25 protein-coding genes are annotated in these 23,226 nt (G+C 63.4%); 7 read left to right on the forward strand and 18 right to left on the reverse strand.

The window, feature by feature from the left end; translation table 11 throughout:
- Positions 1–4 precede the first annotated feature (4 nt).
- The gene (locus tag ACNQOP_RS08300) at positions 5–1,348 is read left to right on the forward strand and encodes a M1 family metallopeptidase (protein ID WP_257371080.1); all 1,344 of its coding nucleotides are present in this window, start codon (positions 5–7) and stop codon (positions 1,346–1,348) included.
- Here the strand turns inward: ACNQOP_RS08300 and ACNQOP_RS08305 are convergent.
- Together ACNQOP_RS08305 and ACNQOP_RS08310 are read right to left on the reverse strand one after the other, a co-directional pair.
- A complete protein-coding gene (locus tag ACNQOP_RS08305; protein ID WP_416404102.1) occupies positions 1,345–1,995 on the reverse strand; it encodes a 4'-phosphopantetheinyl transferase family protein in 651 nt (216 codons plus the stop codon). The two genes, ACNQOP_RS08300 and ACNQOP_RS08305, sit on opposite strands and share 4 nt — an antisense overlap.
- Positions 1,992–2,873, reverse strand: a complete 882-nt coding sequence (locus ACNQOP_RS08310) for a LysR substrate-binding domain-containing protein (RefSeq protein WP_416404103.1) — start codon at positions 2,871–2,873, stop codon at positions 1,992–1,994. The genes ACNQOP_RS08305 and ACNQOP_RS08310 overlap by 4 nt, the downstream gene beginning before the upstream one ends.
- A 162-nt stretch (positions 2,874–3,035) precedes the next feature.
- Between ACNQOP_RS08310 and ACNQOP_RS08315 the strand changes: the two genes are divergently transcribed.
- A complete protein-coding gene (locus tag ACNQOP_RS08315; protein ID WP_284987806.1) occupies positions 3,036–4,022 on the forward strand; it encodes a nitrilase family protein in 987 nt (328 codons plus the stop codon).
- A gap of 4 nt (positions 4,023–4,026) precedes the next feature.
- Here ACNQOP_RS08315 and ACNQOP_RS08320 read toward each other — a convergent pair whose 3' ends face one another.
- The 3 genes from ACNQOP_RS08320 to pheS all read right to left on the reverse strand — a co-directional run bounded on the left by ACNQOP_RS08320 (position 4,027) and on the right by pheS (position 8,687).
- Positions 4,027–4,893 carry a trypsin-like serine peptidase gene (locus tag ACNQOP_RS08320; RefSeq protein ID WP_416404104.1) on the reverse strand — a complete coding sequence of 289 codons (867 nt, stop codon included), beginning with the start codon at positions 4,891–4,893 and terminating at the stop codon, positions 4,027–4,029.
- Positions 4,894–5,079: 186 nt separating this feature from the next.
- On the reverse strand, positions 5,080–7,623 hold the full coding sequence (gene pheT, locus ACNQOP_RS08325; RefSeq protein ID WP_416404105.1) for a phenylalanine--tRNA ligase subunit beta: 2,544 nt from the start codon (positions 7,621–7,623) through the stop codon (positions 5,080–5,082).
- A gap of 2 nt (positions 7,624–7,625) precedes the next feature.
- Complete coding sequence (pheS, locus tag ACNQOP_RS08330) at positions 7,626–8,687, reverse strand: phenylalanine--tRNA ligase subunit alpha (RefSeq protein WP_416404107.1); 1,062 nt, start codon at positions 8,685–8,687, stop codon at positions 7,626–7,628.
- A 177-nt stretch (positions 8,688–8,864) separates the two neighbouring features.
- Between pheS and ACNQOP_RS08335 the strand changes: the two genes are divergently transcribed.
- Together ACNQOP_RS08335 and ACNQOP_RS08340 are read left to right on the forward strand one after the other, a co-directional pair.
- Positions 8,865–9,311 (forward strand): hypothetical protein, encoded by a 447-nt coding sequence (locus tag ACNQOP_RS08335; RefSeq protein ID WP_257371086.1) that lies wholly within the window; start codon positions 8,865–8,867, stop codon positions 9,309–9,311.
- Positions 9,312–9,313: 2 nt separating this feature from the next.
- Complete coding sequence (locus tag ACNQOP_RS08340; RefSeq protein WP_416404108.1) at positions 9,314–9,943, forward strand: SIMPL domain-containing protein; 630 nt, start codon at positions 9,314–9,316, stop codon at positions 9,941–9,943.
- Here ACNQOP_RS08340 and pcp read toward each other — a convergent pair.
- Positions 9,940–10,581: a pyroglutamyl-peptidase I gene (pcp, locus tag ACNQOP_RS08345; protein WP_416404109.1), complete on the reverse strand. Its 642-nt coding sequence runs from the start codon at positions 10,579–10,581 to the stop codon at positions 9,940–9,942. The genes ACNQOP_RS08340 and pcp overlap by 4 nt on opposite strands.
- An 89-nt stretch (positions 10,582–10,670) precedes the next feature.
- On the opposite strand from pcp, the gene ACNQOP_RS08350 reads away from it, so the two are divergent.
- Positions 10,671–11,765, forward strand: a complete 1,095-nt coding sequence (locus ACNQOP_RS08350; RefSeq protein WP_416404110.1) for an Rv2578c family radical SAM protein — start codon at positions 10,671–10,673, stop codon at positions 11,763–11,765.
- Between the two features lie 37 nt (positions 11,766–11,802).
- Here ACNQOP_RS08350 and ACNQOP_RS08355 read toward each other — a convergent pair whose 3' ends face one another.
- A complete protein-coding gene (locus tag ACNQOP_RS08355) occupies positions 11,803–12,237 on the reverse strand; it encodes a (deoxy)nucleoside triphosphate pyrophosphohydrolase (RefSeq protein WP_416404111.1) in 435 nt (144 codons plus the stop codon).
- Between the two features lie 134 nt (positions 12,238–12,371).
- Between ACNQOP_RS08355 and ACNQOP_RS08360 the strand changes: the two genes are divergently transcribed.
- Positions 12,372–13,580, forward strand: coding sequence for an MFS transporter (locus ACNQOP_RS08360; protein ID WP_257371091.1), 1,209 nt, complete (start codon positions 12,372–12,374; stop codon positions 13,578–13,580).
- Between the two features lie 97 nt (positions 13,581–13,677).
- Here ACNQOP_RS08360 and ACNQOP_RS08365 read toward each other — a convergent pair whose 3' ends face one another.
- The 5 genes from ACNQOP_RS08365 to infC form a co-directional block, all read right to left on the reverse strand.
- Entirely contained in the window at positions 13,678–14,604 is a 927-nt protein-coding gene (locus ACNQOP_RS08365) for a cation diffusion facilitator family transporter (protein WP_416404112.1), read from the reverse strand.
- A 101-nt stretch (positions 14,605–14,705) separates the two neighbouring features.
- Positions 14,706–15,617 carry a TrmH family RNA methyltransferase gene (locus ACNQOP_RS08370; protein WP_416404114.1) on the reverse strand — a complete coding sequence of 304 codons (912 nt, stop codon included), beginning with the start codon at positions 15,615–15,617 and terminating at the stop codon, positions 14,706–14,708.
- A 25-nt stretch (positions 15,618–15,642) separates the two neighbouring features.
- Positions 15,643–16,317 carry a 50S ribosomal protein L20 gene (gene rplT, locus ACNQOP_RS08375; RefSeq protein WP_026547339.1) on the reverse strand — a complete coding sequence of 225 codons (675 nt, stop codon included), beginning with the start codon at positions 16,315–16,317 and terminating at the stop codon, positions 15,643–15,645.
- 119 nt (positions 16,318–16,436) lie between these two features.
- A complete protein-coding gene (gene rpmI / locus ACNQOP_RS08380) occupies positions 16,437–16,631 on the reverse strand; it encodes a 50S ribosomal protein L35 (protein ID WP_059387794.1) in 195 nt (64 codons plus the stop codon).
- A 117-nt stretch (positions 16,632–16,748) separates the two neighbouring features.
- Complete coding sequence (infC, locus tag ACNQOP_RS08385; protein ID WP_416404117.1) at positions 16,749–17,783, reverse strand: translation initiation factor IF-3; 1,035 nt, start codon at positions 17,781–17,783, stop codon at positions 16,749–16,751.
- 381 nt (positions 17,784–18,164) lie between these two features.
- Here infC and ACNQOP_RS08390 point away from each other — a divergent pair, with 381 nt between their 5' ends.
- Complete coding sequence (locus ACNQOP_RS08390; protein WP_257371094.1) at positions 18,165–18,563, forward strand: DUF1844 domain-containing protein; 399 nt, start codon at positions 18,165–18,167, stop codon at positions 18,561–18,563.
- Between the two features lie 72 nt (positions 18,564–18,635).
- Here ACNQOP_RS08390 and ACNQOP_RS08395 read toward each other — a convergent pair whose 3' ends face one another.
- From ACNQOP_RS08395 to hisB, 6 genes are read right to left on the reverse strand one after another with little or no spacing between them, the layout of a single operon-like run.
- Positions 18,636–19,940, reverse strand: a complete 1,305-nt coding sequence (locus tag ACNQOP_RS08395; protein ID WP_257371095.1) for an MFS transporter — start codon at positions 19,938–19,940, stop codon at positions 18,636–18,638.
- 51 nt (positions 19,941–19,991) lie between these two features.
- Positions 19,992–20,903: an SseB family protein gene (locus ACNQOP_RS08400; RefSeq protein WP_416404119.1), complete on the reverse strand. Its 912-nt coding sequence runs from the start codon at positions 20,901–20,903 to the stop codon at positions 19,992–19,994.
- Positions 20,903–21,646: a bifunctional 1-(5-phosphoribosyl)-5-((5-phosphoribosylamino)methylideneamino)imidazole-4-carboxamide isomerase/phosphoribosylanthranilate isomerase PriA gene (priA, locus tag ACNQOP_RS08405; protein WP_235521845.1), complete on the reverse strand. Its 744-nt coding sequence runs from the start codon at positions 21,644–21,646 to the stop codon at positions 20,903–20,905. Before priA ends, ACNQOP_RS08400 begins: the two co-directional genes overlap by 1 nt.
- A gap of 29 nt (positions 21,647–21,675) precedes the next feature.
- On the reverse strand, positions 21,676–21,834 hold the full coding sequence (locus tag ACNQOP_RS08410; RefSeq protein ID WP_235521844.1) for a hypothetical protein: 159 nt from the start codon (positions 21,832–21,834) through the stop codon (positions 21,676–21,678).
- Entirely contained in the window at positions 21,835–22,584 is a 750-nt protein-coding gene (hisH, locus tag ACNQOP_RS08415; RefSeq protein ID WP_257371098.1) for an imidazole glycerol phosphate synthase subunit HisH, read from the reverse strand.
- Positions 22,581–23,207, reverse strand: a complete 627-nt coding sequence (hisB, locus tag ACNQOP_RS08420; protein ID WP_235521842.1) for an imidazoleglycerol-phosphate dehydratase HisB — start codon at positions 23,205–23,207, stop codon at positions 22,581–22,583. Before hisB ends, hisH begins: the two co-directional genes overlap by 4 nt.
- Positions 23,208–23,226: the final 19 nt, after the last annotated feature.

The following is a 23,226-nucleotide window of genomic DNA, read 5'->3' on the forward strand; positions in this document are numbered from 1 at the left end:
GATCATGACCGCACCCATCACCACCCCCATGACCGAAGCCGACCCCTACACCCTGGACCACGGCAGCACCAGCTACCGTGTGGACCGGTATGAGTTGGACCTCGACGTCAGGCTGGGCAGCAACAAGCTGATCGGCAAGGCGGTCCTGCGGTGCACGGCATTGGAACAGACAGCGCAGATAGTCCTGGACCTGGTGGGATTGCGGGCCACCAAGGTCCAGCTGGACGGCAAGAAACTCCAGAAATTCAGCCACAGGGCCCAGCACCTGGTCCTGGCCGCCCCGTCCGCGCTCAGGCCCGGCCAACAGTTCTCACTGGAGATCCGCTACGACGGCAATCCGCAACCGCGCCGTGGATTGTGGGGAGATGTTGGCTGGGAGGAATTGAACGACGGCGTACTGGTGGCCGGCCAGCCGAACGGCGCAGCATCCTGGTTCCCCTGCAACGACCACCCCCGCTACAAGTCGAGCTTCCTCATCTCGGTGACCACCGATGACAACTACCGTCCGGTATGCAATGGGCGGCTCGTATCGCACTCCCGGAAGTCCAGCAGGGAAACCTGGGTCTACGAGCAGTCCGAGCCGATGGCGACGTACCTGGCTACCGTGCAGATCGGCCGCTACACCAAGGTTCCCTTGCAGGCCGACGATACCCACCACCGGGTGCCCCAGTTCGTTGCCGTTACCCCCGAAATGGCAGCCGACGCCCTGCGGGGTCTGGAACGCCAGCCGGACATGATGCGGACTTTCGAGGATTGCTTCGGACCGTACCCATTCGCCGATTACACGTCCGTGGTCACCGAAGACGAGCTGGAAATCCCCTTGGAAGCCCAAACGGTCTCCATTTTCGGTCGCAACCATATGCGCGACGCCTGGGAATCCCAGCGGCTGATCGCCCACGAACTTTCCCACCAGTGGTTCGGGAACTCCCTCACCGTCGACAGCTGGAAAGACATCTGGCTGCACGAAGGCTTCGCTTGTTACGCCGAGTGGTTGTGGTCCGAGGAATCCGGGACCATGACTGTTGCAGCGCGGGCTACAGGGGCATGGAAGAGGCTCGACGCCGGGCCGCAGGACCTGCTGGTTGGCGACCCCGGCCCGGAGCTGATGTTCGATGACCGGGTCTACAAACGTGGGGCTTTGGCGGTTCACGCCATGCGAATGGCGGCCGGCGACGAGGCGTTCTTCGGTTTCCTCCATCATTGGACAGCCAAGAACCGGCATGGCTCAGTGTCCACGGAAGCCTTCATCGTAGCCGCGAACGCATTCATTCCGGGATTGGATGCCGCGGCCGTTCTCCGTCCGTGGCTGTACGAGGCAGCACTTCCCGCGCTGCCGCCACCGCGTTAGCCGATCGCCAAGGCGGCCACCAGTCCGTCCGGCAGCGCCCGGTCGCCGACAATGTCCAGGTCCTGCACACCGCGGCGCTCCAGCACATCCAACTCTGCCGGGTTGCGCCGCAGGCCTTCCCCAGTCATCTTCAGCCAAGCCTCTTTGCGCGCCCACAGCCGCGCGCGCTGACTATCTCGCTCCTGATCCGGGATGGTGGACAGGAAGCTTTTCTCGGTTGCGGTCAGCGCGACGTCGTCGAAGCCTTCGAAGGTTGCTTTGCCTGTCGATTCAAGATCCACTCCCAGCCGTAGTTCTTCGGGAGCATGGGCGACGCCGGCCAGCAGCACCCAGCCCGACGCCCGGGACGCGCTGAGCGCGATAGGTGCGGGGCCGCCGTCGAGCAGGAACCCGGGACGGCCGTGGTCCTGGCCTTGGCCGCACTGCGGGCAGTGATAGTTCGCCACGAGCTGCTGGGGTTCCACGTTGAGGAGCGTTGCAGCGAACAGCTGCAGCGAAATCCGGGCCGCAACGAATTCGTCCCGGTCCTTGGCGCTGGCAAACCTGGAGGCCCGACGCTTTGCCGGTTGTCCCGGGTCCGGTGCGTGCTCATCACAGGCCAGCTGGTCCTCGAGCCGGTGCACCTCGAAGACAAGGTTGTCGATCATACTTTTTCCCCGTCCATGATTGATTCCAGAAACAAGGGAAGCAACGGGTTGGTGCTCCCGCGAAGCCAGGCAATGCCAATGTCCCAGCTCGCGGACTCCAGATCGATCTTTACCAACTGCACGCCGTCGGGGATGATGGCCGAGGCGCTGGCGGGGATCACAGCAGGGCCCGCTCCGGCGGCTACGAGGGCCACGACCGTCAGAAGATCGGACGTTTCGTACACCGTGGTGGGGCTGCACCCCAAATCCATAAACAACTCGCTCGTTTGAGCGGCCAATCCCGGCCCGCGGGCGGGGACAAGGCGGACCAGGCCCTGGTCCTGGAGCCAAGCCCGCAGACCCTTTCGATCGGTCCCCGGAGCAGGCTCACCGGCAGGGATGGCGAGCGCCAGCTGATCCCGCCGGATCACCCGGGCGGCAATGTCCTGCGGCGCAGGCATGCGCACAAACCCCACGCTGAGCGTGCCGTCACGGAATGCGTCGAACTGCCTGGAGGAGGACATATCTTCGAGCTTGATGTCGATTCCGGGGTGCCGCGCACGGAAAGCCGCGACAGTCTGGGGCGCTACATCGATTGTCGACATCCCGAATCCGACATTGAGCACACCTTCAGCCCCCGCTGCCACCCGCTCCATGCGGCGGGCCAAGGCATCCGCCCGGCGCACCAGGTCGACCGCGTCGACGAGCAACGCCTCGCCGCCAGGCGTCAACGCTGCACCGTGGCGCCCCCGGGTGAACAGCGTGGTCCCTGCCTGCCGTTCCAGGACCTGGATCTGCTTGGTCAGGGCGGGCTGGGTTGTGGACAGCGCCTTGGCAGCGGCCCCGAAGTTTTGGTTCACGGCAACCGCGATAAACGACCGCAAAAGGCGTAGTTCCATTTCATAACACTATCGACAGGACCAGTCCCGCTCACATACTGCGATGCGGCACGCAGACACCCAACAAATCCATTCCAAAACAGAATGGATAAGGCCGAAGTTTTCATTAGACAGAATGGGTCATCGCAAGAAGCATGGGAGAGACAAACCCAAGGAGAACCCATGCCCGATAATTCACGGCCAACACTTCGCGCCTCGGCCGTTCAGTTCGAAGCAATCCCGGACCGTCCGGACCTCAACCTCGAGACCATTCGCCGGCTCGCCACCGCTGCAGCCATGGACGGATCGCAACTGGTCGTGTTCCCGGAAATGTGCTTGCTCGGCTACTGGCACCTCCGACGACACACGCCCCAACGCTTGCATCAACTTGCCGAGACGGAGGGCGGCCCCAGCATCCTCGCCGTCCAGAACCTCGCCCAAGAGCTGGGCGTAGGCATCGGCGTCGGATATCTCGAGGCAGACAGCGACGGAAGACTCTACAACTCATACGCGGTATGCCTCCCCGACGGAGCACGGCACACCCACCGGAAGATCCATGCCTTTGAACACGAGGCGATCGACAGCGGATCCCGGTTCACGGTCTTTGACACCCCCTGGGGCGTCAAAGCCGGAATCCTGATCTGCTGGGACAACAACCTGGTCGAAAACGTCCGGGCGACAGCACTACTGGGCGCGACAGTGCTCTTGGCCCCTCATCAAACCGGTGGCACCAACTCCCGGAGTCCCAGGGGAATGAAGCCCATTCCCAGCACCTTGTGGGAAAACCGTGCAGCAGATCCTGCAGCCATTGAAGCGGCCTTCCGTGGACCCCACGGGCGCGGGTGGCTCATGCGCTGGCTGCCTTCCCGCGCCCACGACAACGGCCTTTTCATCATCTTCAGCAACGGTGTCGGCCCGGATGATGACGAGATCCGCACGGGTAACGCCATGATCATCGACCCCTATGGGGCGATCATCGCAGAAACCTGGAGTGCAGGCGAAGCAATCGTTACGTCCGAGCTGGACCTCGGCCTGGTGCCTCTCTCAACCGGCCGGCGGTGGATACGGGGCCGCCGGCCGGAACTCTACGCCTCCCTCAGCCAGCCACAGGGCAATGAGCTCGACGCCCGAGCCGCGCGCTTCTCGCCCCACCCGGTCGAGCTCCCGTAGCTTCTCACTTCACCGAGGTCAGGTAATTCGCCAGGGTGGGCGTGATGCGGGTACCGGAGTTGGTGCTGCCACCGTTGGTGTGGATGGCGACAATGGTGTTGGAGTTGTTGTATACGGGTGCTCCACTCTGGCCGCCGAAGGTGTCCATCTTGTAGTAGACCTTTTCGGTTGCGGAACTGTCGATGGTGCCCGTCATGGACCACATGGTTCCAAATGCCTTGTCGCCCGGGTAGCCGCGCACTGTTGCGGTGGTTCCGTTCAGGCTGGCCGTCGTACCGGTGTAATTGAGCCACCCGGTGGTGTTGCCAATGGTGCAGTCGAGTTTAATGACGCCCCAGTCGGCGTTGGTGTTGGCTGAGTCGATCCAACGCTGGTCCGTGAGGAGTTGGGTAGCACCGCAGGTACCGTAAGGATCCGTCGATCCATTCCGGCCAGGGGCCACTTTGACGCCCCAGGAGTAATCCGCCGTGGAACCCGTGCCGCCCGTGTGGACACAGTGCCCGGCCGTCAGCACGGTGTCGTCGGAGATGAGGGAACCGGAACAGATGTAACCGCCATTGAATTCAATCTGCACGATGGAGCGGTTGGGTGCAGCCGTGGTGTTGGTGATACGGACCCGGCCATCAGCGCCGATGACTGAATCCGTGGAGGCGCCCCCATTCTTGGTGGGTGCGGCGATGGAATAACGGTCGGCCAACGGGGACGCGGCGGAGCCGGACGTCTGGGATTTATCCACGGTGTGGGACACGGGCTGGACCTCGGCGGACGCTGGTTGCGGCGTCGGCCCTGACGCCATGGCAGCTCCTCCAAGCGAGGACGTCAAAGCCATTACCGCAGCCCCGACAAGCACAGCAACGTTCTGCTTTTTCATGGGTACCTTTCAAGGGACGGCCCTTGGAGAGCCGTGCGAGGGATGTGATACACATGTTTCACATGTGCATGACAAAACTGTCATACATGTGTGAATAGTCTGTCAAGATGCTGGGAGTGGAATCTCGATAAAACGAAAATCCCCGGAACCGAGAAGGTTCCGGGGATTTAGCGTGCAAATGCGGGATCAGCGCTGGACAGCACCGAAGCGTTCAGCGGCGACTGCGACAGCCGAGGCCCGCGCTTCTGACGCTTCGTCGGCAGTCAGTGTGCGGTCGTTGGCACGGAAACGCAATCCGAAGGCCAGCGACTTCTTCCCCTCTTCGATGCCCGGACCCACGTAAACGTCGAACAAGGCGACATCCTCGAGGAGTTCACCTGCGCCTTCGCGCAGGGCAGCCAAAACCTGGTCTGCTGGTACATCCTGCGGAACCACCAGCGCAACGTCCTGCGTCGCAACAGGGAACCCGGAGATGTGCTTGGCAACAATCACGTCCGCAGCGGCTTCAAACAATGCCTCGACGTTGACTTCGATAGCCACAGATCGCGCAGGCATGTCGTGTGCTGCCAGGAGCTTCGGGTGGAGCTCTCCCGCGTAACCGACAACATCGCCGTTCCGCAGGGAAAGCTCAGCGGCACGCCCCGGGTGGAACGCCTGGTGGCTACCCTGGCTGACAACCAGTTCAACACCAAGAACGTCGGAAATGAGGCGGGCAACGTCCAAGGCGTCCGCCCAATCCCAGGCGCGGGGCTGGTGCGTCGCGGCAGCCGGCGAGTCGTGGCCGGTCAGGACGGCGGCGACGTGCAGCGGCTGGTGCGGGACGCCGTCGTACAACGCATCAAGCACCTCATCTGAAGGTTTGACGCCCAACGGCGGGATGGACTCCGTGCCAAGCTTGTCCCCCGGGAGGAAGACCGAACCTGCCTCGTACAGTGCCAGGTCGCGGAAACCGCGTGAGTGGTTGCGGCGTGCTACCTCAATGAGGCCGGGCAGGATGGATGTACGGAGGTAGCCGTTCTCCTCGCTGATCGGGTTTGCCAGCTTCAGCGCCGGACGTTCCGCGCCTTCCTCCGCAACACCGAAGGTGTCGTTGGCGGCTTTGGAAACGAACGGGTATGACAGCACCTCGGTGAGCCCTGCATCAGCCAAGGCCTGGACAACACGACGCTTCTGCTGCTGGCTGCGGGTCAAGCCACGGCCCGGAGGCGCTACCGGGAGGGTGGAGGGGATGTTGTCGTAGCCGACCAGCCGTGCGATTTCCTCAGAGAGGTCCTCCTTGGTTTCGAGGTCATTGCGCCAACTCGGAGCAGTCACCCGATAGCCGGCGGCAATCTTCTCCACCACGCCGCCCAGATCCTCAAGTGAAGTTGTGATCTGCTCGTCGGTGAAGTCGATACCGATCCGGGCAGCAGCGAACTCAGCAGGCAGCTCGATGGTGACAGGGTCAGGAGCGGTTCCGACGTCGGTCCCTGCCTCGTCTGCCGTACCGCCAGCCAGCTCTACCAAAAGGTCCACGACGCGCTGGGCGGCAATGTTGGCCACGTGCCAGTCCACCCCGCGCTCGAAGCGCTTGGACGCTTCGGACGGCAGCTTGTGGCGGCGACGCGACCGGGCAATTGATACCTCGTCGAAGTGTGCGGCTTCAACCAGGATGTTAGTGGTCGAGTCCGACACCTCAGTGTGGGCGCCACCCATCACGCCGGCAATGCCAATGGCGCCGGAGTCATCAGTGATCAGCAGGTCCTCGACGTCGAGCGTGCGCTCCTTGTCATCGAGGGTGGTGATCTTCTCCCCCGCAACAGCCCTGCGGACCACGATGTCGCCTGAGAGCTTATCGAGGTCGTAGCAGTGGTTGGGCTGGCCGAGTTCCAACATCACGTAGTTGGAAATATCCACCGGCAAGGAGATGCTGCGGACCCCGGCAAGGCGCAGGCGGGAAGACATCCACGGCGGGGTGGGACGCGAGGGGTCCACACCACGGACTGTCCTGGCCACGAAGCGATCGCAGCCCGGCTTGCCGTAGATCGGAGCGTCATCGTTGAGCTTGACGCCATAGCCGCCCTGAAGTGTCTCCGGAGCAGTGACCTTGGATGCGGGATCCACGAACGAGGTTCCCGTGGCGTGCGCGTACTCGCGGGCAACACCACGGATGGAGAACGCATAACCGCGGTCCGGGGTGACGTTGATTTCCGCTGCCTGGTCATAAAGGCCCAGCAGCTCCATGGCGTCCGTACCGATTTCGGGATCCAAGCCAATGCTGGACAGCACCAGGATGCCATCGTGGTCATCGCCAATGCCCAGTTCACGGACGGAAGCGATCATGCCGGCAGAGAGGTGGCCGTAGGTCTTGCGCGCGGAAATCTGGAAGTTCCCGGGCAGGACAGCACCGGGCAGGGTGACAACCACTTTGTCGCCCTCAACAAAGTTGTGCGCACCGCAGATGATGCCCTGCACGCCGGAAGGATCAATGCCCTTGCCGGTGAGGGTCTGCTCCTGTCCTTCGGGAACGACGCGGACCTGGCACCAGTTGATGGTCTTGCCGTTGGATTGCGGCTCCTTGACCAGGCTCAGGACCTGGCCTACGACGATCGGGCCGCTGAGTTCGTCCGTGGGACGGTGGACTGCTTCTTCTTCAAAGCCGACCTTGACCAGGTCAGCCATGACGTCTTCGGCCGTTGCATCGGCCGGGACCTGCGCGAATTCACGCAGCCAGGAAAGTGGGATACGCACTGTTAGATCTCCATCCCGAAGTGCTCGCTGAAACGTACGTCGCCTTCGATCATGTCGCGCATATCGCCGACCTCGTTGCGGAACATGAGCGTGCGCTCAATGCCCATACCGAAGGCAAAACCTGAATAGATGTCCGGATCGATGCCGGCCGCCCGGAGGACGTTGGGATTGACCATGCCGCAGCCACCCCATTCGATCCAACGTGGGCCGCCCTTTGCTCCGGGGTGCCAGATGTCCAACTCCGCGGACGGTTCCGTGAACGGGAAATAGTTGGGGCGCAGGCGGATGGACGCTTCGTCGCCGAACATCTGCCAGGCGAAGTGCTCCAACGTGCCGCGAAGGTCCGCCATGCTGAGGTCCTTGTCGATCGCAAGGCCCTCGAACTGGTGGAAGACAGGAGTGTGGGTAGCATCGAGTTCATCGGTGCGGAATACCTTGCCGGGGCACAGCACGTAGATGGGCACTTCGCGTTCCAGCATGGAGCGGACCTGCACCGGCGAGGTGTGGGTACGCATGAGCAGGTGCGCCTCGGGGGGTTCCACGAAGAACGTGTCCTGCATTTCGCGGGCGGGGTGGTCCGGTTTGAAGTTCAGGGCATCGAAGTTGAACCATTCCGACTCGACCTCGGGGCCTTCGGCGATTTCCCAACCCATGCCCACGAAGATGTCCGACACGCGATCCTGAAGCGTGGACAACGGGTGGCGTGCACCGGCACGGCGACGTCGCGGAGCGGCGGTGACATCCACAGTTTCCTCGACGAGGATCCGGGCATCGTTCTCTGCCTCCAGCACCTCGGTCCGGGCTGCGAGCGCCTGGTTGACCCGGCCGCGGGAGGACCCCATGAGCTTGCCTGCAGCAGCTTTGTGTTCCTTGGCCAAGCCGCCAATTTCACGGTTGGCTAGGCTCAGGGGCGACTTCTCGCCGGTGTGGGCGAGGCGGACAGCCTTGAGTTCTTCGAGGGAGGAAGCTGCCGCGATGGCTGCGAGCGCGTCCTCGACGGCGGCGGTGATGGCGGCTTCATCCAGCGGATTCGGGCTGGCAGCGCCTGGCAAAGTGTCAGTCATCTACTGTTCTTAGCTACGAGTAGGGAGCGGCCGGCAATGCTGGCCTGGAAAACGAAAAGGGCAGTGCTCGCCGCGGACGGCTGGCACTAACGTCCAGTCTAGTTGAACGTCATGGACCTGATTTAACGCCTGTCTCCCGTCCGGCCTCCGCAGGACCCACAGGTCTAGCATGGCTTCATGACTCCCGCGCAGCGCCTGAGGCAGATCGCAAATGTCATCAACCTGTCCACGCCGTTGGGACTTGGGGTGGCGGTGGCGTCGCGCTCCCGCCTGTCGCACGGTCCCCGCGGCCTGGTGATCGCTGCCGGGTACCGCTGGAAATTGCCCCATGCGGGAGCGTTCACCGTGGGGAATGTGATTCTTTACCGGGCACCCCATGGCCTGGCAGGCAGCAACGCCACCCTCCTGGGGCACGAGGAGCGGCACAGCACCCAGTATGCGTATTGCCTTGGCCTGCCCTTTTTCGCCTTCTACGGGATTGCCGCCGGGTGGTCACTGCTGCGCAGCGGAGACCCGGCGTCGATGAACTTCTTTGAGCGCCAGGCCGGCCTCGCCGCCGGCGGCTACGTTGACAACCACAAGCGTCGGCAGGGCGGACCAGCCGACCAACGAATCGAGGCTTGAGAATGAAGCGAACCATCACCGTCACCGGCACCGGCAGCGCCAAGGCCGCCCCCGACCTGGTCACGCTGACTCTCGGCGTGGAGACCCGCCGGGAGACTGCGGGAAAGGCATATGACGACGCCGGAAAGGCGGCTTCCGCTGTCGCTTCGGCTTTGCATGAAGCCGGCGTGGCCGGCGTTGACGTGCGAACGAGTGGCTTGAACCTCCGTGCCGACGTCGCATGGGTGGAAGGGCAGGGCCAAAAGGTGACCGCCTACGTCGCATCCACCACATTGCAGGTGGGCATCCGCACCCAGGCAGATGCCCCGGCTGCCATCGCTGCCGCAGTTGCCGCGGGTGGGGACGACATCAGAATCAACGGTATCGAGCAAGGCTTCGCGGATAGTGCTCCCATCAACGCAGAGGCACAGGAGGCGGCGTGGCAGGACGCCTTGGCCAGGGCGGAGCAGTACGCCGGTCTGGCAGGCGCGCGGCTTGGAGCCGTTCGATCCATTTCCCAACAACCAGTTCCAGGCTCCCCCATTCCCCTGGGCGGGCTGGTCAGGGCCTCCTTTTCCGCGGAAGCGCTCCCGGTGGAGGCCGGCGAATCGTCAGTCTCCGCTTCTGTCACGGTGGAGTGGGAACTCCTTTAATGGATTGCTCCTGCGGGCAGCTGTATGTCCGTTGTGGTTCCAAGCGCCGTGCGGACAACCGAGGTAACGCCTTCGGCCATCACTTCAAGGGGCATGGACGGAGTGGCAGAGGCAGGTGGCAATTGCTCCGGAAGGTAGGGGACGTGGATGAAGCCCCCGCGGACCCCGGGCCTGGTCGCCAGAGCGTGCATGAGCGCATAGAAGACGTGGTTGCAGACGTACGTGCCGGCTGATTGTGAGACTTCGCCCTTGATGCCGGCGATCTGGAGGTTCCGGAGTGCTGCTTTGATCGGCAGGCTGGAGAAGTAGGCAGCTGGTCCGCCCTTGACAACTTCCTGGTCTATGGGCCGTTGGCCGGCGTTGTCCGGAATCCTGGCGTCATCGCAATTGATGGCGACACGTTCCAGCGATACGCGCTCACGTCCGCCCGCCAGGCCCACGCAAACCACCACGTCAGGAACCAGGCGATCCATGGCGGCGTTCAGGGCGTCCGCCGACCCGCCAAAAACGCAAGGCAGTTCGAGTGCTTCCACCTCGTGGCCCTCGTTCCGGAGGATGTCCCTGGCGCGTTGCACGGCGAGCCATGACGGATTGACCGCGTCCTCGCCGAAGGGTTCGAAGCCAGTCAGGAGAATCATGGGGCAACCCTAGCAACCCCGCCATCCGCGTCTATGGCCTGCGCGCGGAAGCCTTGACATTTATTCGAACATACCTTCGAATAGAGACCATGAGATGGGACGCACAAGCACTTTCACCGGCACGTGGGTTGGCGTCCGATAACAGCGGCAACATGCCTTCCGGGCCTGCCCCGGCCATGGAGGCCCTGCTGCCGCTTGCCGGGCTTGTGCGTTCCGTCTCGACACCCGAATTCTCCGGAGTCACCTTCCATGAGGTCACCGCAAAGTCAGTGCTCAACAAGGTGCCTTCCGGTTCGGCCATGCCCTTTGAGTGGACGGTGAATCCCTATCGCGGCTGCAGCCACGCCTGCGTCTACTGCTTTGCCCGCAAGAGCCACACCTACCTGGAATTCGACGCCGGCCGGGACTTCGATTCGCAGGTGGTGGTTAAGATCAACGCTGCGGAGGTCCTGCGCAAGGAGTTGGCCAAGCCCTCCTGGCAGCGACACCAGGTTGCCCTCGGCACCAACACGGACCCCTACCAGAGGGCCGAAGGCCGGTATGCGCTCATGCCGGGAATCATCCGGGCACTGGCGGACTCCGGAACACCCTTCTCCATCCTGACCAAAGGCACATTGCTGGCCCGGGACATCCCCCTGCTCAAGCATGCGGCAACCCAGGTTCCCGTGGACCTCGGCATCTCGCTTGCCATGACCAACGAAGACCTCGCAGAGCTCATTGAGCCCGGGACACCCTCCCCCCGTGCGCGGTTGAAGCTCATAGCCCGACTCCGTGATGCCGGCCTGGGATGCGGGGTCATGGCAATGCCCATTCTGCCGTGGCTCACGGATTCCGATGCAGCCCTCGATGCCTTGTTCACCGAACTGGCCAATGCGGGTGCCACGGGAGTCAGCGCGGGGGCCCTGTACCTCAAACCCGGGACCAGGGAATGGTATATGAACTGGCTCGCCGCCCAGCATCCGGAATTAGTGGGCAAATACCGGCGACTGTACGGCCAGGGTTCCTATGCATCGAAGGAATACCGGAGCTGGTTGGCGGGCAGGATCAGTTTCTTCAAGGCCAAGCACGGCTTCACTGGAAGCTCCGGTTTCAGCCACCGCAATGCCCGCCCCACCGATGGTTCAGGAGCCCCTTCGGAGGCCAAAGCTGCCGCACCCTTGCCGGGACAAGAGCCGCTGTTCTGAGGCGCCCTGCGGGGCTGTGCACAGGTCGCCGGGGAGCTTACTCGTCGGCAGCCACCCGATCAAGCAGCGCCTGGACAATCGGCAGGTCCGCCGGAATCCATGCAAGTCCGAGAACGTCGTCAAGGCCGTCCAACGACATCCAGCGCAGTTCGTCGTGATCTTCCAGTGGGCGGGGCTCCCCTGCGGTCAGCTCCGCGAACCATACCCGCATGGATGCACGCTCGTTTAGGGTCCACCCGGCGCTCTTTCCGGATTCAAGCTCCTGGCCCAAACGAACCTCAACCCCCAGCTCTTCGGCGAGTTCCCGGTGCAGTGCGGCCTCTGCCGTTTCGCCCGTTTCCACCTTGCCACCGGGGAACTCCCACATCCCTGCGAACTGGGGAGGGGCTGTGCGGCGTGCAGCGAGAAGACGGGTGGGTGCTTCCAGGGAGTCCACGACAGCGGCGCCAACAACGTTAATGAGTCCAGTCACCGGAACAGTCTATGGCCGTTGCGTCCATGGGCATCGTCACATGCTGACGACACCTCGCCCGAGCGCGACTAAACTTGTTATCGGATTTTCTCCGCGTTTCCCGGCCGATCAGGCACCCCTCAAGAAGCAGGCTTATGACTACCACCGTGTCCCCGTCCGCCACAGCGAAAGCTACCAAGCGCCACCTTGGCATGGCCATCCTGGCCCTGGCAATGGGCGGGTTTGCCATCGGTACCACCGAGTTCGCCATGATGGGCCTCCTGAAGGAAATCGAGGAAGGGCTGCATATCAGCACCCCTGAGGCAGGCAGCCTCATCTCCGCCTACGCTCTGGGCGTCGTCATCGGCGCGCCGATCTTTGCAGCCTTCGGCGCGAAACTTCCCAAGAAGCACCTTGCCTTGGGCCTCATGCTTTTCCTGTCCGTGGCAAACCTGACCTCCTTTATCGCCCCGGACTACGGTTTCATGCTGCTCTCCCGTTTCGCCTCCGGGCTCCCCCACGGCGCGTTCTTCGGAGTGGCAGCTGTTATCGCGGCGGGCCTGGTAGCTCCCACGAAGCGCGGCTGGGCGATTTCCATGGTGATGGCCGGCCTGACGGTGTCCAACGTCATCGGCGTGCCGTTAGCCACCTGGGTGGGTCAAACTTTCGGTTGGCGGCTGCTGTTCATCATTGTCGGCGCCATCGGACTTCTCACCGTTGTCATGGTGTGGAAGTTCGTCCCGTTCGAAGCCGCCCACCCGGACGCCAGCATCCGGCGTGAGCTGGGAGCCCTCAAACGCCTTCAGGTGTGGCTGGCGCTGTTGATCGGCATCATCGGCTTCGGCGGCTTCTTTGCCGTCTACACCTACATCGCCCACACGATGACGTCCGTGGCCGGTATACCCGAGAGCCTTATCCCCGCCGTCGTGGCCCTTTATGGCCTCGGCATGGTGGCCGGCAACATCATTGGCGGACGAATCGCGGACAAGTCCGTCATGGGGACCATCTACTGGGTCATGCCCGGAATCGCCGTGGCCCTGGTGGTTTACGCTATCGCGGCGCACTGGGCATGGGCAGCCTTCATCATGGCCTTCGTCGTTGGCGGCGTGGGATCCATGCTCACCCCCGCCCTGCAGACACGCCTCCTGGATGCCGCTCCGGGCGCAGCTTCCCTTGCCTCCTCCTTGAACCACTCGGCCCTGAACATTGCCAACGCCCTGGGCGCTTTCCTCGGGGGCACAGTCATCGCGTGGGGTTGGGGTTATGTCGCTCCGGCACTCGTGGGTGCGGTCCTGGCCATCCTGGGCCTCGGCGTTGCTGTTGTGAGCGGCCTGCTGGAACGCAGGAAGCCGCTGGCAAGCTGACAGCCGCTGGCCAGCGGGTACAGCGCGCAGCCAGCCAACGAATGACCCCTAAACGACGAATGGCTCCGCCGGTGCGGAGCCATTCGTCGTTTAAGCTCTAGGCCTGCTGCGCCTGAACCCGCTCGATGTCCGGTTCGAGGTAGATGACCCGAGCGATCGGAACGGCCGCGCGGATCCGCTGCTCGGCGTCGTCGATGCCCTTGGCGATCTCCTGGCCAGTCTGGGAGGCACCCATGGAAATCTTGGCGGCCACCAGCAACTCCTCCGGCCCCAGGTGCATGGTCTTGAGGTGGATGATGCGGGTTCCGCCAGCCTCCAGGGCTTCGGTGATCCGCTGCACGTCCTCCTTGGTTGCAGACTCGCCCAAAAGAAGGGACTTGGTCTCCATGGCCAGCACGATGGCGATGGCTACCAGCAGCAAACCAATCATGGCTGTGCCGAAGGCGTCCCAGATACCGTCACCGGTAACCAGGGTCATGCTGACGCCAAAGAGGGCGAACACCAAGCCGAGCAGGGCACCGAAGTCCTCCAGGAGGATCACAGGCAGTTCAGGCTGTTTGGCGTTTCGGACGAACTTCACCCAGGTCTGCTTGCCGCGGATGTGGTTCGACTCGATGATGGCGGTCCGGAAGGAGAACCCCTCGGCGATGATGGCACCTACGAGGACGGCCAGCGGAACCCACCAGAAGTCGCCTTCGATGCCGTGCGGGTGCTGGAACTTCTCAAAAGCCTCGTAGAGGGCAAACAGGCCACCGACACTGAAGAGAACGATCGAGACGATGAAGGCGTAGATGTATCGCTCACGTCCGTAGCCGAACGGGTGTTCCGGGCTCGCAGCACGTTTGGCACGCTTGCCGCCCACCAGGAGCAGGAGCTGGTTGCCGGAGTCGGCAACGGAGTGTATTGCCTCCGCGAGCATTGACGATGACGCCGTCAGGAAGAACGCAATGAACTTCAATACAGCGATAGTCAGATTGGCGGCGAGAGCCGCCACGATCGCTTTGGTACCGCCACCTGCAGCCACGAAAGCTTCACCTCTTCGGGTTCGGGAAATGTTTGGAAAGGGTCAAGAAGAATCGTCATTGCCTGCCCCTGCAAGCATTACCGTACCCGGCGACGGGCTAATTATGCATTCCCCACCCTGACGCCCTGCTGGGAGCGTGCGCTGGCGTAAAGGCAGACGGTGGCCGCCGTACCAAGATTGAGGCTCTCCGCGGCCCCATAGACGGGCACAGCGACGCGATGATCAGCAAGGGCCAGTTCCGCGTCGGACAAGCCCTGGGCTTCGTTCCCGAACAACCACGCCGTCGGCCCCTCAAGGGCATACTCGGACGCTACGGTATCGTTGCCGAGCCTCCGCGCCGCGTTTTCGTCCTGGAGTTTATCCAGGTTGACGGTCCCATAGCCGTCCGCGGCCAGGACACCGATGCCCAACTCGCGGCACCGTGCGACCAGCTCCTCAACGTCCACCCCCAGAACCACGGGCAGATGGAACAACGAACCTGCGGTGGAACGCACTGCTTTGGGATTGTAGATGTCCACACTGGATTCGGTCAGGACCACGGCGTCCGCGCCGGCAGCATCAGCGGCACGCAGGACCGTACCGGCATTTCCGGGGTCACGTACCTGGCACATCACGGCAATGAGGCGGGGACCGGCGTCGAGAACTGACTCCAGGCTGACGTCGAGAAAACTGCAGACGGCCACAATCCCCTGCGGCTTGACGGTGTCCGCCATCGCTGCCAGGACTTCATCACTGGCGAGCCGGAGCTGGGTGCCCTGTGCGAGGTCGGCAAGTTCGGGAAGCCGCTCCAGGCACGCTTCACTGGCGAAAACTTCATGAACGACGGCGGCGCCACCTGCCGCTGTCCGGTCACGGTGCAGGCTTAGCGCCTCCCGTACGGCCTGCGGCCCCTCAGCCAGGAAGCGCCCGCGCTTTAAACGCGCCGGGCGCCCGGCAAGCTTGGCGACATCCCTCACCCGATCAGCTCGGGGGTTGGTCATCGAAAAGTCTTGCGGGCGCCCGGTTTCGTTCATATAAGAACTTTAGTGGCTGTTGCGACTAGTTCTTGATCTGCTGGCGGGCTTCGCCGCCGGCCGGCTCAAAGCCAGCAGCCTTTGCAGCCTCAACCGTGGAGAACCAGTATTCGGCAGCAGTGGTGTTGTACCAGGTGGAACCCGGCACGTGGTACTTCTTGGACTCGGCGTTGCCCTTGATGGCGTAGCCTTCCGGAGCTTCGTCGCCATCAGCAGCAACTGCGCCGTCGATGGCCGGCTTCTCGGAGACAACAGCCTTGACAGCCGTGGCCGTAGCGGCAGCCGGAGCAACCTTTGCAGCCTTGGGGGCAGCTTCGGCCTTTGCAGCCGGAGCAGACGTGTCAGCCGGCAGGGCAGCCTTGGCAACGTTCACCAGTGCAGCGAAAGCGTTGGCGTCGGAAACGGCCAGTTCGGCCAGCATGCGGCGGTCAACCTCAACCTCAGCGGCCTTCAGGCCCTGGATCAGACGGTTGTAGGTGAGGCCGTTGGCGCGGGATGCAGCGTTGATGCGCTGGATCCAGAGGCGACGGAAGTCACCCTTCTTCTTGCGGCGGTCACCGTAGCTGTACACAAACGAGTGCAGCAGCTGCTCTTTTGCCTTACGGTACAAGCGCGAACGCTGACCGCGGTAACCCTTGGCGCGTTCGAGGACAACCCGGCGCTTCTTGTGGGCGTTTACCGCCCGCTTCACACGTGCCACGTGCGTACTCCTTCAGAAATCTTTATCCCAAGCTGCTACTGCCGGAAGTCCGGCGGGCCTGAGAAGGCTTTTGGTGTAGTCGGTTCCTGCCGGTTGGCGGGACCCAGAGAACTTGGAACTTAGACGCCGAGCATCTTCTTGATGACCTTGGCATCGCCCTTGAAGACGATCTTGTCGCCGGCAAGGCGACGGGTCAACGTGGAGGACTTGTGCTCCAGGTAGTGGCGGCGGTTGGCCTGCTGACGCTTCAGCTTGCCGGTACCGGTCAGCTTGAAGCGCTTCTTAGCACCGCTGTGGGTCTTCATCTTCGGCATGGGAACCGATCTCCTTACGTATCCACGGACGAGTCCGCGATTCTTTCGCGCAGCCGGCCTACAGGGGCCAGCGTGCTGGTTGCTTGCCGATGGAGGACAGGCCTCCGCGGCGTTGAACTAGTTGGTCTTGCGTGCAGCAGGCTTCGGCGTGGCCTTGGGGGCCGCTGGCCGAGCTGCCGGCTTGGGAGCTGCCGGCTTGGCGACAGGCTTCGGAGCCGCAGGAACTGCCGGCTTCGGAGCTGCTGCGGGTACAGCCGGCTTCGGAGCTGCCGGAGCAGGTGCCGATTCCGTCTTGGCCGGTGCGGCCTTGGCTGCCGGGGCCTTCTCGGCCACAGCTTCCTTGGCTGCCGGAGCCTTTTCGGCCACGGCTTCCTTGGCTGCCGGCGCGGGAGCTTCCTGGGCTACGGGAGCTTCCTCAACAACGGGAGCTTCTTCAACAACCGCGGGCTCGCTGGCTGCCGCGGCTTCTTCAGCTGCGGGAGCCTCGACCTCGGGAGCTTCAACAGTTTCCTGCGTGGGCTCTGCTTCGCTTACCTGGAAGCCCTCGGGCAGAAGGTCAGCCAGGCTCTGCGTGAGCGGCGCCTGCTCCCCCGTGGTGTCCACGCGGCCTGCAGCCTTGGCCTCGTTCTGGGCCTTGGCTTCTGCACGCTGCGTAGCCCGGCGGGCTTCAGCCTTGGCTTCTGCCTTGTTCTTCAGCGGTCCGATCACCATGACCATGTTGCGGCCATCGATGCGCGGGCTGGACTCAATGATGCCAACCTCGGCAACATCTTCCGCGAAGCGCTGCAGCAGGCGGATGCCCATTTCGGGACGCTGCTGCTCACGGCCACGGAACTGGATCATGGCCTTGACCTTGTCGCCAGCGCCGAGGAAGCGAAGTGCGTGTCCGCGCTTGGTCTCGTAGTCGTGCTTGTCGATCTTGAGTCGGAAGCGGATTTCCTTCAGAACCGTGTTGGTCTGGTTCTTGCGCGCTTCACGTGCCTTGACGGCGGCCTCGTACTTGTACTTGCCGAAGTCCATCAGCTTGCAAACAGGGGGCTTGGCCTGCGGCGCAACTTCAACGAGATCGAGATCGGATTCGGCAGCAAGACGCAGGGCGTCCTCAATGCGGACAATTCCTACCTGTTCGCCGGCAGGGCCGACCAACCGCACCTCGGGGACGCGGATACGCTCATTGATTCTTGGCTCGCTAATGTTAAAGCTCCTGTGGTTGTGGTGATGTCACCGGCAAATAGAGAAGGCCCCCAATTGCTGGCGCAATCGAAGGCCTCGAAGATCGGGGGCACTCCCCTAAGGGAAGTACACACTTCAGGGTTCACACCCTCAAAGTGTCCGACCAGGTACCCGGCAACCTCTTGTCCTTTTACGGAATCCTGTCCCCTGGGGGAAACGGCTGACGCGGGTGGGAGAGATCTCCGCTTGCTAACTGAAAGACAATTCTACAGAAACATCCCGCCAAGCGCACATTGCGGGCGGCGGGATCGTTTGACTGCAAATAACGACTTCCAGTCGGTCTGTGACAAGCTTACCAGTATGAGCACTGAAGACAGCAATTCCCGCAACTCCTTTGGCGAAGACGCCGCCCCGGCCGCTGACGCCGGCGTCTCCCAGCAGATCCGCGACATCGCGGAAGTACCTGCCGTGGAGGTCATCACCACCGGCGCCGTCCACCTGATGAGTGCGGCTGCCGTAAAAGTCGGCCTCGCCGACGACCCCAATGCCGAGGACCTCAAGGACCTGGATGAGGCCCGCAAACTGATCACGGCCCTCGCCGGACTGGTATCCGCCGCCGCCCCGGAAATCGGCTCCCAGCACGCAGGACCCTTGCGCGACGGCCTTCGCTCGCTGCAACTGGCCTTCCGAGAGGCTTCACTTATCCCCGATGCCCCGGGCAAGGGCCCGGGCGAGAAGTTCACCGGACCGGTGAACTAGCCCCAACAGCCTCAAGAACCGACGACGGCGACCCCACCACATCCGGTGGGGTCGCCGTCGTCGTTTGAATCCTTATACGCGGGCGGATCTCCGACGCATCGACATCAGGGCCAGGCCGGCAAGGCACAGGACGACTCCCGCAGCACCGATGGCCGCGAAACCGGCCGACGGGCCGACGTTATCGATGAAGATGCCTGCCAGCGGCGCGCCGAGGGCAACACCGGCGGTGAGCGCAGAACCGTACCAGCCCATGGCCTCGCCACGGCGTTCCTCATCCACGAGGTCGGCCACCTTCTCCGACGATGCCGACAACACAGGAGCGCAGAGCAGTCCCGGAAGAATCGACAGGAAGGCGAGGGTCCACGTGTCGTGGGCGAAACCCATCGGAATGGTCAACGCGGCCATGCCCAACAGCAACAGCATCGGCGAAATCTGCCGCTTCATGGACCCGTAGATGAGCCCACCAACAACGGACGCTGCGCACCAGAAGAAGAACACGATGCCGATTTGGTTCTGGTGGCCACCCCTTTCCAGCAGGCCCACGATGCTCACATCCGAACCGCTAAGGACCATGCCCGATCCGGCCGCCACCGCAAAGAGCGCTGCAACCGAAACCGTAAACCAGCTGAAGTTCCGCGCCACCTTGCTGCGGATCGCCGCCGTACGGGACGTGGCGGGCGCCATCTCCGAGGCGGCCTCCTGGACGTGGGCCGGAGCCGACGCCACCATGGCAGCCTCGGCGGCTGCCAGGTCTGCTGCAGCCCGGTCGGCAGTCTCTTTGGGCGTACAGGCGACATCGCTGCGTGTTGGCGGGTTGAACCACATGAGGAAAAGCCCCGCGACCGAAACCGAGATCCCCACGGCGGTCAGGCCCACCGCCGAAAATCCGGCCGTGGCCACGACGGCGCCAACGGCCGGGCCGATCATGAAGACCAGTTCCGTCGCGATGGAATCCAAGGCAAAGGCCGAACGGCGCTGCTCACCGTCCACCATGACACCCAACGACTGGCGGACCACGCTGAAAATGGGCAGAGTGAAGAGGCCACCAACAAAAACCAAAGGCAGCAGCCACTCATAGGACACGTGCGGAACGATCGTCCAGATGACCGTTTCGGAAACAACGGAAGGAATCAGAGCCCGCCGCAGACCCACGGTATCCACCCGGCGACCACGCCAGGGTGCGCCCACGGCAATGCCGATCGTCATGACAGCGGCAGCAGCACCCGCCGCGGCATATCCCTGCCCCAGGGTCAGGACAATGTGCAACGTCAGGAGCACGCCGGCCGCCGAATGCGGGATACGGGCAATCATGCCCACCACCAACAGGCGCCGGACTGGGCGGATGGACAGCATCTCTTTGTAGAGAGCGAAATTCACTGGCAAATCCTCTTGTTCCCCCGGGGCAGCCCGGAGGGACCGGTACTGCCGTTAGTGCCGCCCAGGCTCCTGTGCTGCACGCTGCAATTTCACTTCAATGGAGTCAACACTTTCGGCAAAGGTTTCCATCCGTGCCCACGCTTCATGCAAGCCACCAACAAGCGCCTGGACGTCCGCGGCACCGAGTCCGTCCTCGAGGTAGAGCACCACCTGGAGTTCCGGGCCAGGACCTCCGCCGGCGACCGTGCTGCCATCCGCCGTCAGCGTGGACACACCGCCGCCGGGCCGTGTCTCAAGTCGGCGCACGGCCGGAAATTCCAGGGCCGCTGAAGCGAGAGCAGACTCCAGTTGATCATCAAGGTATGACGGCGTCCAGTCCCGCTGCTGGGCCAAAGCCCACATAGCCGGCCGCCGCACAACGAACGTGTACTCGGAACCGGGATCCAGCACCAACAGTTGGGCATCTTCCGAAACTGCGGACAGGGCCGCCCGCGCCGCATAGACAGCCACCGGACGGGCTTCAGAATGCCACGCCTCCAAAGCCGCCGCAGACGTGAAGACGGGCATCGCTGTTCTACCATCACGGGCCTTGAGTGTGATCAATGCCATATCGGCCTGCTTGTCCGCATGCAGGCCGTCGACGCCGTCCGCTTCCTCGGCGAGTTGCGCGACAACCGGGACAAAGACCCTGGCAGTGGCAAGAGCTTCCACGACGCCGGCCTCAGTCCCGGTACCAGCGATGAGTGCAGCGATGGCCGAGGCGTAGCCGGGATCAGCCGTACCGTCGTCGTCCTCGAAGTTGTGGATCCTGGCGTCGTCCCCGCTGAGGCTCCGACCAGCCCACGGGCGTCCCGCCGAATCAGTTGCTCCCCCGGCACCCTTCAAAGCGGCGGCGATGTGTCCTGGGAGCTGACGCCCTCCGTGGCCTTGTTCTTCGTGCTGGTGTCCAGCCTCGTGCGGCATCAGCGTCGACCGGCGACGTCCAGGGCCTCAGGCAACGTAAAGGCACCGGCATACAGGGCTTTGCCCACGATTGCGCCTTCGACGCCCAGCGGCACGAGTTCCCGCAGGACCCGGAGATCTTCGAGGCTTGAGATGCCGCCCGAGGCCACCACAGGCTTGCCCGTCTTCTCGACCATCTGGCGCAGCAACTCCACATTGGGACCCTGCAGCGTTCCGTCCTTGGTGACATCGGTGACCACGTAACGGGCGCACCCGGCGTCCTCGAGGCGTGCAAGGACCTCCCAGAGGTCGCCGCCTTCCTTGGTCCAGCCACGACCAGCCAGGGTGGTGCCGCGGACATCAAGTCCGACGGCGATTTGGTCGCCGAAGCGCTCAATGGCCCGACGGGTCCAGTCCGGGTTCTCCAGCGCGGCGGTGCCGAGGTTTACCCGTGCCACGCCCAGTTCCAGCGCCCGCTCCAACGACTCGTCATCCCGCAGGCCGCCGGACAACTCCACTTTGACGTTGAGCTGCGAGACGACCTCACTGATGAGCGCGGCGTTGTTCCCCCGGCCGAAGGCTGCGTCCAGGTCCACCATGTGCACCCACTCGGCGCCTGCGTCCTGCCAGTTCAAGGCAGCTTCGAGCGGTGTTCCATAGCTGGTTTCCGAACCCGCTTCACCCTGCAGGAGGCGAACCGCCTGGCCATCGACGATATCGACGGCGGGAAGGAGTTCCAGAACGGACTGGGTGGAGGTGGTCATGAGTGTCCTTGAAATCGTGGGGGCGCGGATTAGTTACCGGGCAGCGTCAGGAGGTAGGCGGCCAGCAGGGACATCCCTGCCAGCACGTAGAAAGAAACTGAAACCCAAGTGGGCTTCTTTTGCTGATGGAAGGAAATTCCGCCCCCCACCAGCACGCCGGCGAGGCCCATGAGGACAACCGACCACATCTAGGCGGCACCGCTTTCAGGGGTTTCCGCTGTTGACGCAGGCCTGCGCAGGCCATCCACCCAGTTGCGGAGGAGCCGGGCTCCGGCGTCACCGGACTTTTCGGGGTGGAATTGGGTAGCGCAGAGGGGCCCGTTCTCCACGGCGGCGATGAAGCGCGCGCCGTGCTCGGACCACGTCACCATGGGAGGCGCCATGCGAGGCTGGACGACGTCGAAGTTCCATTCCTGGACGCCGTAGGAGTGCACGAAGTAGAAGCGCTCCTGCTCGACTCCGGCGAAGAGCTTGGAGCCCTCCGGGACATCCACGGTGTTCCACCCCATGTGCGGCACAACGGCTGCGGGGAGCAACTCCACCTTGCCGGGCCATTCGGCCATGCCTTCGGACTCCGTACCGTGTTCGACACCTGCCTCGAAGAGGACCTGCAGTCCAACGCAGATAGCGAGCACGGGCCTGCCACCGGCCACCCGGCGGCCGATCATGCGGATGGCGTCGACGGCCTTGAGTTCCTTCATGACAGTCTCGTAAGCACCGACGCCGGGAACAACCAGGCCGTCGGCGTTGAGAACGTCCTCGGGCTTGGCACTCAACAACACGTGGGCACCGGCACGTTCCAGCGCGCGGACCGCCGAACGGACGTTGCCGGAGCCGTAGTCCAGCACCGTTACGGTGGGCTTGCCTTCCGGTGAGGACGGCTTGATGACGGCCACGGTATCGGTAACCGCACCGTCCTTGAGGACCTGGCTGCTCATAGCGCTCCCTTTGTTGAGGGGATTCCCTCGACCCTCGGGTCTGATTCAACTGCGGCACGAAGGGCCCGTGCGAACGCCTTGAACTGGGCTTCCACGATGTGGTGCGGGTCGCGCCCCGCGAGCACCCGCATGTGCAGGCAGATACCCGCGTGCAGGGTAATGGCTTCAAAAACGTGACGGGTCAGCGAGCCCGTGAAGTGTCCGCCAATGAGGTGGTATTCCTGGCCCGCAGGCTCACCGCCATGCACCAGGTAGGGCCGTCCCGAAACATCAACCACCGCGTGAGCGAGGGCTTCGTCCAAGGGAACGGTTGCCTCACCGAAGCGACGGATCCCGGCCTTGTTTCCCAGGGCAGTCCTCAGGACCTCGCCGAAGGTAATGGCTACATCCTCCACGGTGTGGTGGGCGTCGATGTGGGTATCACCCGTGGCCTTGACAGTCATGTCGATCAGGGAGTGCTTGCACAATGCCGTCAACATGTGGTCATAGAAGGGAACCGAGGTACTGATGTCCGAGACACCGGAGCCGTCCAGGTTGATCTCCACCAAAACGGAGGATTCGCTGGTGGTGCGCTCCATGCGCGCGGTGCGGGCAGCGGACGGCGTGGCGCCGGTTTCGCTCATTGGGACGTCCTTCTACACA

Origin of the sequence: Arthrobacter sp. LFS091, from assembly GCF_047977885.1 — a bacterium.
Taxonomy (GTDB): domain Bacteria; phylum Actinomycetota; class Actinomycetes; order Actinomycetales; family Micrococcaceae; genus Arthrobacter.